This window comes from Micromonospora sediminicola (genome assembly GCF_900089585.1).
GTDB classification, from domain to species: Bacteria; Actinomycetota; Actinomycetes; order Mycobacteriales; family Micromonosporaceae; genus Micromonospora; species Micromonospora sediminicola.
This window is the reverse complement of the sequence record NZ_FLRH01000003.1, coordinates 2,030,504-2,045,231: the sequence shown is the minus strand read 5'-3', so window position 1 is coordinate 2,045,231 and position 14,728 is coordinate 2,030,504. Positions and strand designations below refer to the sequence as shown.

General features: G+C 73.2%; 12 protein-coding genes. 8 read left to right on the top strand and 4 right to left on the bottom strand.

Going from position 1 to position 14,728, the window contains the following annotated elements:
* The first annotated feature begins 173 nt into the window (after nt 1-173).
* Nucleotides 174-2,918 carry a pyruvate dehydrogenase (acetyl-transferring), homodimeric type gene (gene aceE, locus GA0070622_RS10270; RefSeq protein WP_091572604.1) on the top strand — a complete coding sequence of 915 codons (2,745 nt, stop codon included), beginning with the start codon at nt 174-176 and terminating at the stop codon, nt 2,916-2,918.
* A 138-nt stretch (nt 2,919-3,056) separates the two neighbouring features.
* Here aceE and GA0070622_RS10265 read toward each other — a convergent pair whose 3' ends face one another.
* Nucleotides 3,057-3,503: an SRPBCC family protein gene (locus GA0070622_RS10265; RefSeq protein WP_091572600.1), complete on the bottom strand. Its 447-nt coding sequence runs from the start codon at nt 3,501-3,503 to the stop codon at nt 3,057-3,059.
* Nucleotides 3,504-3,705: 202 nt separating this feature from the next.
* Here GA0070622_RS10265 and GA0070622_RS10260 point away from each other — a divergent pair, with 202 nt between their 5' ends.
* The 3 genes from GA0070622_RS10260 to gltX all read left to right on the top strand — a co-directional run bounded on the left by GA0070622_RS10260 (nt 3,706) and on the right by gltX (nt 7,815).
* Nucleotides 3,706-5,016 carry a GH1 family beta-glucosidase gene (locus tag GA0070622_RS10260; RefSeq protein ID WP_091572596.1) on the top strand — a complete coding sequence of 437 codons (1,311 nt, stop codon included), beginning with the start codon at nt 3,706-3,708 and terminating at the stop codon, nt 5,014-5,016.
* Entirely contained in the window at nt 5,013-6,290 is a 1,278-nt protein-coding gene (locus GA0070622_RS10255) for an MFS transporter (RefSeq protein WP_091572592.1), read from the top strand. Before GA0070622_RS10260 ends, GA0070622_RS10255 begins: the two co-directional genes overlap by 4 nt.
* Before the next feature lie 115 nt (nt 6,291-6,405).
* Nucleotides 6,406-7,815, top strand: coding sequence for a glutamate--tRNA ligase (gene gltX, locus GA0070622_RS10250; RefSeq protein WP_091572589.1), 1,410 nt, complete (start codon nt 6,406-6,408; stop codon nt 7,813-7,815).
* 440 nt (nt 7,816-8,255) lie between these two features.
* On the opposite strand, the gene GA0070622_RS10245 is transcribed toward gltX, so the two are convergent.
* Nucleotides 8,256-8,864 (bottom strand): copper resistance CopC family protein, encoded by a 609-nt coding sequence (locus GA0070622_RS10245; protein WP_245666169.1) that lies wholly within the window; start codon nt 8,862-8,864, stop codon nt 8,256-8,258.
* 211 nt (nt 8,865-9,075) lie between these two features.
* On the opposite strand from GA0070622_RS10245, the gene GA0070622_RS10240 reads away from it, so the two are divergent.
* On the top strand, nt 9,076-9,738 hold the full coding sequence (locus GA0070622_RS10240; protein WP_091572581.1) for a hypothetical protein: 663 nt from the start codon (nt 9,076-9,078) through the stop codon (nt 9,736-9,738).
* Nucleotides 9,739-9,746: 8 nt separating this feature from the next.
* On the opposite strand, the gene GA0070622_RS10235 is transcribed toward GA0070622_RS10240, so the two are convergent.
* Together GA0070622_RS10235 and GA0070622_RS10230 are read right to left on the bottom strand one after the other, a co-directional pair.
* Nucleotides 9,747-10,673 carry an NADP-dependent oxidoreductase gene (locus GA0070622_RS10235; protein ID WP_091572577.1) on the bottom strand — a complete coding sequence of 309 codons (927 nt, stop codon included), beginning with the start codon at nt 10,671-10,673 and terminating at the stop codon, nt 9,747-9,749.
* A 36-nt stretch (nt 10,674-10,709) separates the two neighbouring features.
* Nucleotides 10,710-11,039 (bottom strand): hypothetical protein, encoded by a 330-nt coding sequence (locus tag GA0070622_RS10230; protein ID WP_091577112.1) that lies wholly within the window; start codon nt 11,037-11,039, stop codon nt 10,710-10,712.
* Between the two features lie 99 nt (nt 11,040-11,138).
* Between GA0070622_RS10230 and GA0070622_RS10225 the strand changes: the two genes are divergently transcribed.
* The 3 genes from GA0070622_RS10225 to GA0070622_RS10215 all read left to right on the top strand — a co-directional run bounded on the left by GA0070622_RS10225 (nt 11,139) and on the right by GA0070622_RS10215 (nt 14,672).
* Nucleotides 11,139-12,479, top strand: a complete 1,341-nt coding sequence (locus GA0070622_RS10225) for a PucR family transcriptional regulator (protein WP_369700209.1) — start codon at nt 11,139-11,141, stop codon at nt 12,477-12,479.
* Nucleotides 12,480-12,557: 78 nt separating this feature from the next.
* Complete coding sequence (locus GA0070622_RS10220; RefSeq protein ID WP_091572570.1) at nt 12,558-13,727, top strand: acyltransferase domain-containing protein; 1,170 nt, start codon at nt 12,558-12,560, stop codon at nt 13,725-13,727.
* A complete protein-coding gene (locus tag GA0070622_RS10215) occupies nt 13,728-14,672 on the top strand; it encodes a beta-ketoacyl-ACP synthase III (RefSeq protein ID WP_091572567.1) in 945 nt (314 codons plus the stop codon). It begins immediately after the preceding gene.
* The last annotated feature ends 56 nt before the right edge of the window (nt 14,673-14,728 follow it).

Here is a 14,728-nt window from a genome sequence, read left to right as displayed (position 1 = left end):
GTAGCCGTGGACCGCCACCGGCGACCCGGCTAGCGCATCCGGTGATCGCACAAAGTTACTGGTGGGTACCTGTGTTCAGCGTCGCGTCTGGGGGAGGGAGACGTGACGACGAGCGCCACGAGGGGGCAGGATGGCGCTAGAGACCTATCCCACACAGAACCGAGGGAACGCCTGTGGCTACGGAACGCAAGCGCCCGGTGATCACCGCTGGTCTGCCGAGCCAGCTTCCGGACATCGACCCTGAAGAGACCAGCGAATGGGTCGAGTCGCTCGACGGTGTCATCGACGAGCGCGGAACCAAGCGCGCCCGGTACGTCATGCTGCGCCTGCTGGAGCGGGCCCGCGAGCGCCAGGTCGGGGTGCCGTCCCTGACCACCACCGACTACATCAACACGATCGCGCCGGAGCGGGAGCCGTGGTTCCCGGGTGACGAGCACATCGAGCGGCGGCTGCGGGCGTACATCCGCTGGAACGCCGCCATGCTGGTGCACCGGGCGCAGCGGCCGGAGATCGGCGTCGGCGGCCACATCTCCACGTTCGCCAGCTCCGCGTCGCTCTACGAGGTGGGCTTCAACCACTTCTTCCGGGGCAAGAACCACCCGGGCGGTGGTGACCAGATCTTCTACCAGGGTCACGCCTCCCCCGGCATGTACGCGCGGGCGTTCCTGGAGGGCCGGCTCAGCGAGAGCCAGCTCGACGGCTTCCGGCAGGAGCTGTCGCACCCCGGCGGCGGGCTGCCGTCGTACCCGCACCCGCGGCTGATGCCGGACTTCTGGGAGTTCCCCACCGTGTCCATGGGCCTCGGCCCGCTGAACGCGATCTACCAGGCGCGGTTCAACCGCTACCTGCACCACCGCGGCATCAAGGACACCTCCCAGCAGCACGTCTGGGCGTTCCTCGGCGACGGTGAGATGGACGAGGTCGAGTCGCTCGGCGCGATCGGCGTGGCCGCCCGCGAGGAGCTGGACAACCTCACCTTCGTGATCAACTGCAACCTCCAGCGCCTGGACGGACCGGTCCGCGGCAACGGCAAGGTCATGCAGGAGCTGGAGGCGTTCTTCCGGGGCGCCGGCTGGAACGTCATCAAGGTCGTCTGGGGCCGCGAGTGGGACCCGCTGCTCGCGGCGGACACCGACGGCGCGCTGGTCAACCTGATGAACACCACGCCCGACGGTGACTACCAGACCTACAAGGCGGAGTCCGGGGCGTACGTGCGGGAGCACTTCTTCGGCCGCGACCCGCGCACCCGCAAGATGGTCGAGCACCTCTCCGACGACGAGATCTGGAACCTCAAGCGGGGCGGTCACGACTACCGCAAGCTCTACGCGGCCTACAAGGCGGCGACGGAGCACACCGGCCAGCCGACGGTGATCCTCGCCAAGACGATCAAGGGCTGGACGCTGGGCTCGCACTTCGAGGGCCGTAACGCCACCCACCAGATGAAGAAGCTGACGCTGGAGGACCTGAAGCTCTTCCGCGACCGCCTCTACCTGGACATCCCGGACAAGCAGCTGGAGGAGAACCCCTACCTCCCGCCGTACTACACGCCGGGCGAGAAGTCGGACGAGATCGCCTACCTCAAGGACCGACGGCAGCAGCTCGGCGGCTACCTGCCCACGCGCAACACCGCGCGCAAGACGCTGGCCGTGCCGGGCAGCGAGCGGTTCTCCGACGTCAAGCGCGGGTCGGGCAAGCAGAAGGTCGCCACCACGATGGCGTTCGTCCGCCTGCTCAAGGACATCATGAAGGACAAGGAGTTCGGCAAGCGCTGGGTGCCGATCATCCCGGACGAGGCCCGCACCTTCGGCATGGACTCGCTCTTCCCGACCCAGAAGATCTACTCGCCGCACGGCCAGCGCTACACCTCGGTGGACCGGGAGCTGTTCCTGTCCTACAAGGAGTCGACCACCGGGCAGATCCTGCACGAGGGCATCAACGAGGCCGGTTCGGTCGCCTCGTTCACCGCCGCCGGCACGGCGTACGCCACGCACGGCGAGCCGATGATCCCGCTGTACATCTTCTACTCGATGTTCGGCTTCCAGCGCACCGGCGACGGGTTCTGGGCGGCGGCGGACCAGATGGCGCGGGGCTTCGTGCTCGGCGCCACCGCCGGCCGGACCACGCTCAACGGTGAGGGCCTCCAGCACGAGGACGGCCACTCGCTGCTGCTCGCCGCCACCAACCCGGCGGTGGTCTCCTACGACGCGGCGTTCGCCTTCGAGCTGGCGCACATCATGGAGAACGGCCTGCACCGGATGTACGGCGAGGAGCAGGAGAACGTCTTCTACTACCTCACCGTCTACAACGAGCCGATCTTCCAGCCGGCCGAGCCGGAGGGTGTGGACGTCGAGGGCATCCTCAAGGGCATCTACCGCTACTCGCCGGCGCCGCAGGTTCGTGACGACGCGCCGAAGGCGAACATCCTCGCCTCCGGCACCGGCATGCAGTGGGCGCTCAAGGCCCAGCAGCTGCTCGCCGAGGACTGGGGCGTGTCCGCCGACGTGTGGTCGGTGACGTCCTGGACCGAGCTGCGCCGCGACGCGGTGCAGTGCGAGGAGCACAACCTGCTCAACCCGGGCGAGGAGCAGCGGGTGCCGTACATCGCGCGGAAGCTGGCCGACGCCGACGGGCCGAAGGTCGCGGTCAGCGACTGGATGCGCGCGGTGCCGGACCTGATCTCCCGCTGGGTGCCCGGTGACTACACCTCGCTCGGCACCGACGGCTTCGGCATGTCGGACACCCGGCACGCGCTGCGTCGTCACTTCCACGTCGACGCCGAGTCGATCGCGGTCGCCACGCTGCGCCAGCTCGCCCTGCGCGGCACGGTGCCGGCCCACGTGCCGGCCGACGCCGCCCGCAAGTACGCGCTGGACGACGTCACTGCCGCCCCGGTCGGCGAAACCGGCGGCGACAGCTGAAAGGAAGGGCCCCTTCTTAACGCCTCCGGTAGAGAAGGGGCCCCTTCTTAACACTTCGGGCACAGACGACGATGGTCCGGCGTCCCTGGCGGGGACGCCGGACCATCACCATCGCGGGCGACGCCGGGACGGGCTCGGTCAGCCGACGGCGGCCAGGTCGGTCAGCCGGGCCAGCGAGTCCTCCAGGTCGGCGCCGACCCGGCGCAGGCCGAGCCGCAGCAGGGCGGCCTTGACGGGGCCGGCGGGCCACCGCACGACGATCAGTCGTACGACGGTGCCACCGTCCTCCTCGTCCGCGGTCAGCTGGACGTAGATCTCGGTGCGCGCCTCGGCCCGGGCGCCCGCGCCCTTGGCCCGTTCGCGCCAGCCGATCAGGGTCGGCTCCTGGTAGGCGATCACCTCGGCCTCGTGCGCGGAGCCGCGTCCGGCCTGGACCAGTTGTCGCCGGCCGAATCCCTCCCCCGAGAGGACCTCGGCCGCGCGGACCCCCGCCAGCCAGGCCGGCAGCTGCTCGGCCCGCTGCACGACGTCCCAGACCACTTCCACCGGCGCCGCCACGTGTGCGCTGCGTTCCACGAGGATCATGAGTATCTTTCCCCCACTTAAATCACATCCGCGATATTCGGCACTCTATGTGTAAATCGGACTTAAGCGGACGAGTTCGGAGAAGACACGCCGGAAACCCTTGTGCCGTCGACGCTTTCCGGCCTATGGCGCGGCGGTCGTCGGAGCCCTAGAGTCGCGAACACGCTTCACGTCTCGGGAGGGTGACTTGACGACCGCGCCGATGCCCGACTTCCCCGCCGGCTTCCGCTGGGGGGTGTCCACCTCCGCGTACCAGATCGAGGGGGCGACCACCGTCGACGGTCGCGGGCCGTCCATCTGGGACACGTTCGCCCGCGAGCCCGGACGGATCGTCGACGGCAGCACCGGCGACGAGGCGTGCGACCACCACCACCGGTACGCCGAGGACACCGCGCTGCTGGCCGGGCTGGGGGTGTCCGCGTACCGGTTCTCGATCTCCTGGCCCCGGATCCAGCCCACCGGCGCCGGTCCGGCCCTGACGGCCGGGCTGGACTTCTACGACCGGCTGGTGGACGGTCTGCTCGCGGCCGGCGTGGACCCGGTCGCCACGCTCTTCCACTGGGACCTGCCGCAGGCACTGGAGGACGCCGGCGGCTGGCTGAACCGGGACACCGCGGCCCGCTTCGCCGAGTACGCCGACGTGACCGCGGCCCGCCTCGGCGACCGGGTGAAGCTCTGGATCACCCTCAACGAGCCGTTCATCCACATGAGCCTCGGACACGGCATGGGCGTGCACGCGCCGGGCCGGGTGCTGCTCTTCGACGCCTTCCCGGTCGCGCACCACCAGCTCCTCGGGCACGGTCTCGCGGTGGCCGCGCTGCGGGCCCGCACCGCGAGCCCGGTGGCGATCGCCAACAACTACTCGCCGGTGCGGCCGGCCGGGGACAGTGACGTCGACCGGGCCGCCGCGGCGTACGACGCGCTGCACAACCGGCTCTTCACCGACCCGCTGCTCGGTCTCGGCTACCCCGACGCGCCCGGCGTCGACCCGACCGTGGTCCGCGACGGCGACCTGGACGTCATCGCCGCGCCGATCGAGGTGCTCGGCGTGAACTACTACAACCCGACGGGCATCCGCGCGCCCGAGGAAGGGTCGCCGCTTCCGTTCGAGATCGTGCCGCTGGACGGTTACCCGCGTACCGCGTTCGACTGGCCGGTCGCCCCGGACGGCCTGCGTGAGCTGCTGCTCCAGCTACGGGACCGGTACGGCGACGCGCTGCCGGAGATCCAGGTCACCGAGAGCGGGTGCGCGTACGACGACGCGCCCGACGCCCAGGGCCGGGTGGACGACCCGGAGCGGATCGCCTACCTGGACGGGCACGTGCGCGCGGTGCACGAGGCGATCGGCGCGGGCGTGCCGGTGACCGGGTACTTCGTCTGGTCGCTGCTGGACAACTGGGAGTGGGCCGAGGGGTTCACCAAGCGCTTCGGCCTGGTGCACGTCGACTACCCGACCCAGCGGCGCACGCCGAAGTCGTCGTACGCCTGGTTCCGTGACCTGGTGCGGCGATGACCACGGTGAACCCGACGCCGGCCTCGCTGCCGGCGGCGCTCGCCGAGCCGACGGTGCCGGTCCGGCGGAGCTGGATCGCGCTGATCTTCGCGGCCAACCTGGGCGTCTGGATGGCGTTCTTCACCCCGATCCAGGTCCTGCTGCCGCAGCAGGTGGAACGGATCGCGCCGGGCGACAAGGAGGCCATGCTGGCGGTGGTGACCGGCCTCGGCGCGCTCGCCGCGGTGCTGGCCAACCCGCTCGCCGGGGCCCTGTCGGACCGTACCTCGCTGCGGCTGGCCAACCGGCACTTCGGCCGCCGGCACGTCTGGACCGCGACCGGCGCGGTGGTCGGCGCGGCCGCCCTGGTGCTGCTGGCCCGGCAGGACAGCATCGCCGGGGTGGCGGTGGCCTGGGTGGCCGCGCAGGTCTGCTTCAACGCGATGCTGGCCAGCCTCACCGCCGCGATCCCGGACCGGGTGCCGGTGGCGCAGCGCGGCGGCGTCTCGGGCTGGGTGGGCATCCCGCAGGCGCTCGGCCTGGTGCTGGGCGCGGTGCTGGTCACCGCCGTGGTGACCGGAAACGCGGCCGGGTACGCGGCGATCGCGCTCGCCGTGCTGCTGCTGTCACTGCCGTTCGCGCTGCTCACCCAGGACGACCCGCTGCCCCGGGAGCACCGGTCGCCGGTGCGGCTGCGCGCCCTGCTCGCCTCGATGTGGATCAGCCCGCGCCGCCACCCCGACTTCGCCTGGGCCTGGTTCACCCGCTTCCTGGTGCAGACCGGCAACGCGCTCGGCACGCTCTACCTGCTCTACTTCCTCACCGACGGGGTGCGGGTGGCCGACCCCGAGGGCTCGCTGCTGGTGCTGATCCTGCTCTACACGCTGGGCATGATGCTCACCGCCGTGGTCGCCGGGCGACTCTCCGACCGCTCCGGCCGGCGCAAGGTCTTCGTGATCGTGTCCGGGCTGATCATGGCGGTGGCGGCGACGCTGCTCGCCGTCGCGCCGGTCTGGCCGATGGCGATCGTGGCCGCGCTGCTGCTCGGCGCGGGCTACGGCGTCTACCTGGCGGTGGACGCCGCGTTGATCACCCAGGTGCTGCCGGCCGCCACCGACCGGGCCAAGGACCTCGGCGTGATCAACATTGCCAACTCGGCGCCACAGGTGCTCGGTCCGGCGCTGTCCGCGCCGATCGTCGTGCACCTCGGCGGCTACCCGACGCTGTACGCGGTGACCGCGGCGGTCACCCTGCTCGGCAGCGCCCTGGTGGTGAAGATCCGCTCCGTGCCGTGACGCCCGCCAGCCGTCGCGCCTGTTGGCGCGTGTTAAAAGGGGGCCCCTTCACCTCCGGAGGCGTTAAGAAGGGGCCCTTCCTTTCTCGGTCGCGGCCCGCCGTAGGCTGGGGGACGTGACGGTACGTGTACGCTTCGCCCCCTCCCCGACCGGAATGTTCCACGTCGGCGGCGCCCGCTCGGCGCTGCAGAACTGGATCTTCGCCAAGCAGCAGGGCGGGGTGTTCGTGCTCCGCGTCGAGGACACCGACGCGGCCCGCAACAAGCCCGAGTGGACCGAGGGCATCCTCTCCGCGCTCGACTGGATCGGCATCTCGCGGGGCAGCTACGAGGGCCCGTACTTCCAGTCCTCCTACGCCGGCGAGCACCGTGCCGCCGCCCAGCGCCTGTACGACGGCGGCCGGGCCTACTACTGCGACTGCACCCGCGAGGACGTGCAGGCGCGTACCGGCCCCCAGCAGCGTGGCTACGACGGCTTCTGCCGGGACCGCGGCCTGGGGCCGGGCGAGGGCCGGGCACTGCGCTTCCGTACGCCGGACGAGGGCGAGACCGTGGTGGTCGACCTGATCCGGGGCGAGCCGACGTTCGAGAACAAGCTGATCGAGGACTTCGTCATCGCCCGTGGAGACGGGTCGCCGGTCTTCCTGCTCGCCAACGTGGTCGACGACATGACCATGGGGATCACCCACGTGATCCGGGCCGAGGAGCACCTGCCCAACACCCCGAAGCAGCAGTTGCTCTGGGACGCGCTCGGGGTCAAGCCGCCGATCTGGGCGCACGTGCCGGTGGTGGTCAACGAGAAGCGGCAGAAGCTGTCCAAGCGGCGCGACAAGGTCGCCCTGGAGGCGTACCGGGACGAGGGCTACCTCGCCGACGCGATGCGCAACTACCTGATGCTGCTCGGCTGGGCGCCCTCCGGCGACCGGGAGATCGTGCCCTGGTCGGTGATCGAGGACGAGTTCCGGCTCGACGAGGTCAACCCCTCCCCCGCCTTCTTCGACGAGAAGAAGCTGCGGGCCTTCAACGGGGAGTACATCCGGGCGCTGCCGCTGGAGGACTTCGTCGCCGCCTGCCAGCCGTGGCTCACCGGCACCGACACGATCGCCCCGCCGCCGTGGCAGCCGGCCGAGTTCGACCCGGCCGCGTTCGCCGCGGTGGCCCCGCTGGCGCAGACCCGGATCGCGGTCCTCAGCGAGATCGTGCCGAACGTCGACTTCCTCTTCCTGGCCGACCCGCTGATCGACGAGGCGGCCTGGGCGAAGGCGATGAAGGAGGGCGCCGCCGAGCTGCTGGACGCCGCGATCGCCGCGTTCGACGCGCTCGGCTCGTGGGACGCCGAGTCGCTGAAGGCCACGCTGGAGGCGGTCGGCGCGGAGCGCGGGCTGAAGCTGGGCAAGGCACAGGCGCCGGTCCGGGTCGCGGTCACCGGACGCACCGTCGGGCTGCCGCTGTTCGAGTCCCTGGAGGTGCTCGGCCGCGACCGCACGCTCACCCGGCTGCGCGCCGCCCGGGTACGCCTGGTCTGACCCGGCCCGGCGCGGTCGCCCCGTGACGGTCGCTCCGCGGACGCCCCGACCGGGCCCTCCGGCGGGGCGGGCCCGGCGGCGCGGCCCGACGGGGTGGACCCAGCGGCGCGGCCCGACACGGCGTGTCCCGGCGGACCCGGCGGCGCGGCCTGACACGGCGTGTCCCGGCGGACCCGGCGGCGCGGCGCGACACGGCGTGTCCCAGGCGTTGCCCGGCTGGCCCGGCGGCGCGGCCCGACGCCGCACGATCCCGCGGCATGGCCCGGCGGGCCTGTGGGGGAGCCGGCCGGCGTGTCGTCCGCAGGCGTGTCGCGGCCGAGAGCCGATACAGGTGCGAGCGATATACCGCTGAGTCATAAATATGACTCAGCGGTATATCGCTCGCACGTTCGTCCTTCTCCCGCGGCCGTCACGCACCGTGTTCGGCGTGCTCGCCCGGGTCAGCGGCGGGTGGCGCGACGGCGCAGCACGAGCGCTCCGACCAGGAGCAGCCCCAGCACCACCACCGGGACGACGGTCCAGAGCCAGCCCGTACCCCCGTCGTCGTCCCCGGCGGCGGCCGGGGACGGGCTCGCCGCGGACGGCGAGCCGGCGGACGGCGAGCCGGCGGCGGTGGATGCCGGCGCGGTGGTCGGCGTGGCGCTGCCAGGCGCGGCGCTCGCCGACGGCGGCTCGGCCGGCGTGCCCGTGGTCAGGGTGAACCGGATCTCCCCCTTGACCGGGTGTCCGTCGTCGGAGGCGAGCTGGTAGGTCACGATGTAGAGCCCCGCGGCGCCCGGCTTGAACGGCACGCTCACCCGCTTGCCGGCGAACGTCGGCGCGCCGCCCGCGGCGACCACGTTGTCCGGCCCGGTGACGGTGACCTTCGTCGTGGCCTCCTTCGGTGTGGCCAGGAACCGCAACTCGATCCGCTTCGGCGCGGCGGCCAACCGGGCCCCGTTCTGCGGATCGCTGCCGGTCAGGGAGTTGTGCGCGAAAGCCGGGGCGGCCGGCAGCAGCAGCGACGCTCCCGCCGCCACCCCGAGGACCACCAGCCAGGTACGCGCCACACGGACAACCCTGCCCCCCATGAGCCCCTCCATCCGGGTAGGATCCGGCCGCTGATCATCGGCCGGCTATTGGTCGGTCTCAGCTCGCAGATAGTTCCAAATACTCTTCCACCAGCTGCAACCAGGCGACGTTCTGCGGAGTCTTTGAGGTGGACAGGTCCAGTGTGACCCGCAGCGAAAGCCAGCCATCGAACGGGGCGAGGAGGCGGCGATGGTCCGGAAGGTGAGACGGGTGTTGACCGTCCTGACCGGGGCGGCGGTGGCACTGGTGTGCTCGCTGGCCCTGGCCGGCCCGGCGGCGGCCCAGGCCGCACCCAAGCCGAAGCTCGCCCCGGGTGGGGTGGACATCACCGGCGACCGGCTCGACCAGCCGCTCCGGTTGCGGGCCGACACCCGCCCGGCCGACGTGAACTTGATCGTCGACCAGGTCAAGTGGCTGGGCACGACCGGTCAGCTGCGCGGTCCCGCCGCCAAGGACCTCGGTCCGAAGTACACGGTGGTGGTGCTCGTCGCCGGCACCCCGAAGAACACCTTCGACCTCTTCCCGCTGGCGAAGGGCGGGCCCCGGGTCTACCGGCCGGCCAAGCAGCCCGACCTGAGCCGCCCCCGGGCCGGCTGGTTCTTCGGGCGCCTCAACATGTCCGAGACGCTGCGCTCGGTCGGGGTGCCGCTGGAGCCCCGGTTCGACACGCTCTCCGGCGGCATCGGCGGCGGCGAGCGCGTGCTGCCGGAGGACGCGCTCGACCCGGTGCAGGACCTCGACACCGCGCTCGGCGAGCTGCAGCGGCTGCTGCTGCTCAACGTCGGCGTGGTGGTCGTCATCACGGCCGGGCTGGCCGGCATCGCGCTGCTGGTGCGTCGCCGCACCCGCTGAGCGTCGACTCAGACCGTCAGCACGACCTTGCCCCGGACGTGCCCCGCCTCGACGAGGCGGTGCGCCTCGGCCGCCTCGGCCAGCGGGAGCGTACGGGCCACGTGCACGGTCAGCCGGCCCGCGTCGACCAACCCGGCCAGCACCGCCAGGTCCGCCGCGGACGGCTTCACGAAGAGGTAGGTGCCGCCGAGCCTGGTCACGTGCTCGGGATCGGCGGTGGAGATCATCCGGGCCGGCCGGGCGATCAGCTCCGCGGAGACGTCGAGCGCGTCGCCGCCGAACAGGTCCAGCACCACGTCGACCCCGTCCGGCGCGACCGCCCGGACCCGGTCCCGCAGGCCGTCGCCGTAGGCGACCGGCTCCGCGCCCAGCGACCGGACGAAGTCGTGGTTGGCCTCGCTCGCCGTGCCGATCACCCGGTCCGCGCCGAGCGCCCGGGCCACCTGCACCGCGAGGTGCCCCACCCCACCGGACGCGCCGTGCACCAGCACGGTGTCGCCGGCGCCCGTGCGGGCCAACTGCAACGCCTGGTACGCGGTGAGCCCCGCCAGCGGCAGCCCGGCCGCCTCCGGCCAGGACGCCCGCACCGGCTTGTCGGCCAGGCACCGCTCGGGGGCCGGGACCAGTTCGGCGTACGTGCCGTGCTGCACGTCGTCGCGGCGGACGTAGCCGATCACCTCGTCGCCGACGGCGAACCCGGCCACCGCCGGACCGACCGCCTCCACCACCCCGGCCGCGTCCCACCCCGGCACCAGCGGGAAGTGGCTCGGGAAGGCACCCGCCAGGTGCCCCTCGCGGACCTTCCAGTCGACCGGGTTCACCCCGGCCGCCCGCACCCGGACCAGGACCGTGTCCGGCCCGACCGGCGGGGTGGGCAGCTCGCGCGGGGTCAGCAGGTCGGCCGACCCGTACGCGTCGATCGCGATCGCCTTCACCCCACCCACGCTAACCGCCGGACGGGGATCGCGTGGTCAGCACCAGCGGCGCGGCGGCCGCTCCCGGCGCGTCGTGCGGTTGCCCGGGCGCACCGCGCCGTGCCGGTGGGCCCCGGCCCAGCCGGCCCGGTCGCTGCGGCAGCTGGGCACCGGTGTCGGATCGCCGGCGTGCGGCGACGGCTCGGCGGCGCGCTGACGCGGCATCACCGGCTCGTCGTCGGCGCGCTCGGGCCCCCGGCCGACCGCGGGCTCACCCGTGTGGGTCAGGCCCGCCCGGCGCGGGTGCTTGGCCGCCGCCGGCTGCTCGTGACCCGGCCGGCAGGGCTCGCCCTGGGCGCAGCCGTGCTCGGCCTCCCCGTGCGCCATCCCGGTCTCCTCCATCTCGCCGTCGCCCGCCGGACGGAACGCCCCGACGCGCCCTGACACCGTACTGGCCCGGCCGGACGAGATCGTCAGCGCGTACCGGTGGAGATCGTCCGGCCGGGGCGGCCCCGTGCCCTCGGAGTGGAACCGCTGGTCACGGCGTGTCAGGCTGGGGCGGTGAGCGAATCGGGCGGGACCGAGACGTCGGCGACGCTGCGCCGCATCGAGCGGGCGGCGGGTGGCCTGGCCACCGCCAGCGTGGCCCGGATGGACGAGACGCTGCCCTGGTTCCGGGAACTGCCGGCCGACCAGCGCTCCTGGGTCATGCTGGTCGCCCAGGCCGGCGTGCGGTCACTGGTGCAGTGGCTGCGCCAGGGCGGCGGCGCGACCGACCGCACCCAGGAGGTCTCGGACGAGGTCTTCGCCGCCGCGCCGCAGGCGCTCGCCCGCTCGATCACCCTCCAACAGACCGTGGCGCTGATCAAGGTGACCATCGAGGTGGTCGAGGAGCAGGTGTCGGACCTGGCCGTGCCGGGCGAGGAGCAGTCGCTGCGGGAGGCGGTGCTGCGCTTCTCGCGGGAGATCGCGTTCGCCGCCGCCAGGGTCTACGCCCGCGCCGCCGAGAGCCGGGGCTCCTGGGACGCCCGGCTCCAGGCGTTGCTGGTCGACGCGCTGCTGCGGGGCGACTCGCCGGACGTGCTGGCCAGCCGGGCCGCCGCGCTGGGCTGGTCGGACGCGCCGCCGGTGGCGGTGGCGGTGGGCCGCTCGCCCGGCGGTGAGGTGGCGGCCGTGCTGCACACCGTCTACCGGCAGGCCCGGCGCATCGGCGTCGAGGTGATCGGCGGGGTGCACGGCGACCGCCTGGTCATCGTGCTCGGCGGGGCGGCCGACCCGCTGGCGGCGACCGAGAAGCTGCGGACCGCGTTCGGTGACGGGCCGGTGGTGGTCGGTCCGGCCGTGCCCAGCCTGGACGAGGCGACCGAGTCCGCCCGGGCCGCGCTGGCCGGGTTCCGGGCCGCGCCGGCCTGGCCGACCGCGCCGTGCCCGGTCGCCGCCGCCGAACTGCTGCCCGAGCGGGCCCTGGCCGGCGACGCCGAGGCCCGCCGCCGGTTGCGGCACGACGTGTACGCGACGCTGGCCCGCTCCGGCGGCGAGCTGCTGGAGACGCTGGACGCGTTCTTCGCCGCCGGCGGCACGCTGGAGAGCGCCGCCCGGGCGCTGTTCGTGCACCCGAACACGGTGCGCTACCGGCTCAAGCGGATCGCCGAGGTGACCGGCTTCTCGCCGCTCGCCCCACGGGACGCCTTCGCGCTCCAGGTCGCGCTGACGGTGGGTAGGCTGGACCCGGTGGTACCGGCAGTCGCACCCGTCCCGAGCCAGACAGGGAGCCCAGGGGGCCGGAAAACCACCCAGAGCGGCGATGATCGCCACCGATCTTTGTAGGTTTCCTCTAAAGCTTCTAGTGCGGTTTCGTGCCGTGCGTTACAGCGCGACCCGCGAGTATCCGTCAGAGTCGTACACGTGCTCGCCGTACTCTCCCCCGGACAGGGCTCGCAGAAGCCCGGCTTCCTGACCCCCTGGCTCGACCTCGCCGACGTCGAGGCGCGCCTGCGCTGGTGGTCGGCGCTGGCCGGCGTCGACCTCGTCCACCTGGGCACCCGGGCGGACGCGGACGAGATCAAGGACACCGCCCGCACCCAGCCGCTGCTGGTGGCCGCCGCGCTGCTCGCCGCCGAGCACCTGCCGATGCACGACGTCGGGCTGGTCGCCGGGCACAGCGTGGGTGAACTGGGCGCCGCCGCCCTGGCCGGGGTGCTGCCCGCCGAGGCGGCCGTGACCCTCGCCGGTGTACGCGGCCGGGAGATGGCCGCCGCCTGCGCGCTCGAACCGACCGGGATGGCCGCCGTGCTCGGCGGCGACCCGGACGAGGTGCTCGCCGCGCTCCAGGCGCACGGGCTGCACCCGGCCAACCGCAACGGCGCCGGTCAGATCGTCGCCGCCGGCGCGGTCGGCGGGCTGGAGAAGCTGGCCGCCGAGCCGCCGGCCCGGGCCCGGATCATCCGGCTCCAGGTGGCCGGCGCGTTCCACACGCCGTACATGGCCCCGGCCGAGGCCGCCCTGGCCGGGGTGGCCGCCGGTGTGACCGTGGCCGACCCGACCCGGATCCTCCTGTCGAACCTGGACGGCGCCCCGGTCGGGCACGGCCGGGAGACGGTGCGCCGCCTGGTCCGGCAGGTGACCGCCCCGGTCCGCTGGGACCTGTGCATGCGCTCCCTGGCCGACCTCGGCGTCACCGGCGTGGTCGAGCTGCCGCCGGCCGGCACCCTGGCCGGCCTGGTGAAGCGGGAGCTCAAGGGCGAGGGCGCGCCGGAGATCGTCACCCTGAACACCCCCGACGACCTGCCCGCCGCGCGCGCCCTGATCGCCCGCCACGGCGGCGTCGTCGCCCGCCCCCCGGCGTCCCGCTTCCGGGTGGTGGTCTCCCCCGCCGCCGGAACCTTCCGGCCGGTCGCCGAGCTGGCCGAGGGCGCCGAGCTGCGCGCCGGCCAGGTCGTCGGCCACGTCACCGGCCGGCAGGGGCCGGTCGAGGTGACCGCGCACGACAGCGGGCCGCTCACCGAGTGGCTCGCGCACCACGAGGACCCGGTCGCCCCGGGCCAGCCCCTCGTCCGCATCGGAGGATCGCACTAGATGGCCGGCAGCCGGATCGCCGCGATGGGGCACTACCAGCCCTCCCGCGTGGTCACCAACGACGAACTCGCGCAGATGGTCGACACCAACGACGAGTGGATCCGGGATCGGGTCGGCATCGTCACCCGGCGGATCGCCGGCGACGAGACGGTGGCCGACATGGCCACCGCCGCGGCCGGCAAGGCGCTGGCCAACTCCGGTCTCACCGCCGCCGACATCGACCTGGTCGTGGTGGCGACCTGCACGTCCGTGGACCGCAGCCCGAACGTGGCCTGCCGGGTCGCGGCCAAGCTGGGGATCAGCGCGCCGGGCGCGTACGACGTCAACACCGCCTGCTCCGGCTTCGCGTACGCGCTGGGCACGGTGGACCACGCGATCCGGGCCGGCGCGGCGCGCAACGCGATCGTCGTCGGCGCGGAGAAGCTCTCCGACTTCACCGACTGGACCGACCGCTCGACCTGCATCATCTTCGGCGACGGCGCCGGCGCGGCGGTGGTCACCGCGACCGCCGACGACGAGCCGGCCGGGATCGGGCCGGTGGTGTGGGGTTCCGCACCGGAGAAGAGCGACGCGGTCCGGATCGAGGGCTGGCGGCCGTACATCGCCCAGGAGGGGCAGTCGGTGTTCCGCTGGGCCACCACCGCGCTGGCCCCGCTCGCGCTGCAGGCCTGTGAGCGGGCCGGGGTGGACCCGTCCGAGCTGGCCGCGTTCGTGCCGCACCAGGCGAATGCCCGGATCATCGACGGCATCGCCAAGCGGCTGAACATCCCGGACGCGATCATCGCCAAGGACATCGTCGAGTCCGGCAACACCTCGGCGGCGAGCATCCCGCTGGCCCTGTCGAAGATGGTCGAGCGGCGCGAGGTGCCCTCGGGCGCCCCGGTGCTGCTGTTCGGCTTCGGCGGCGGCCTGACCTACGCCGGTCAGGTTGTCCGCTGCCCCTGAAGACCCCCTCGGGCGCACACGCGCTCCAGGTGCGGTGACCGGCGACGCCGGGCACC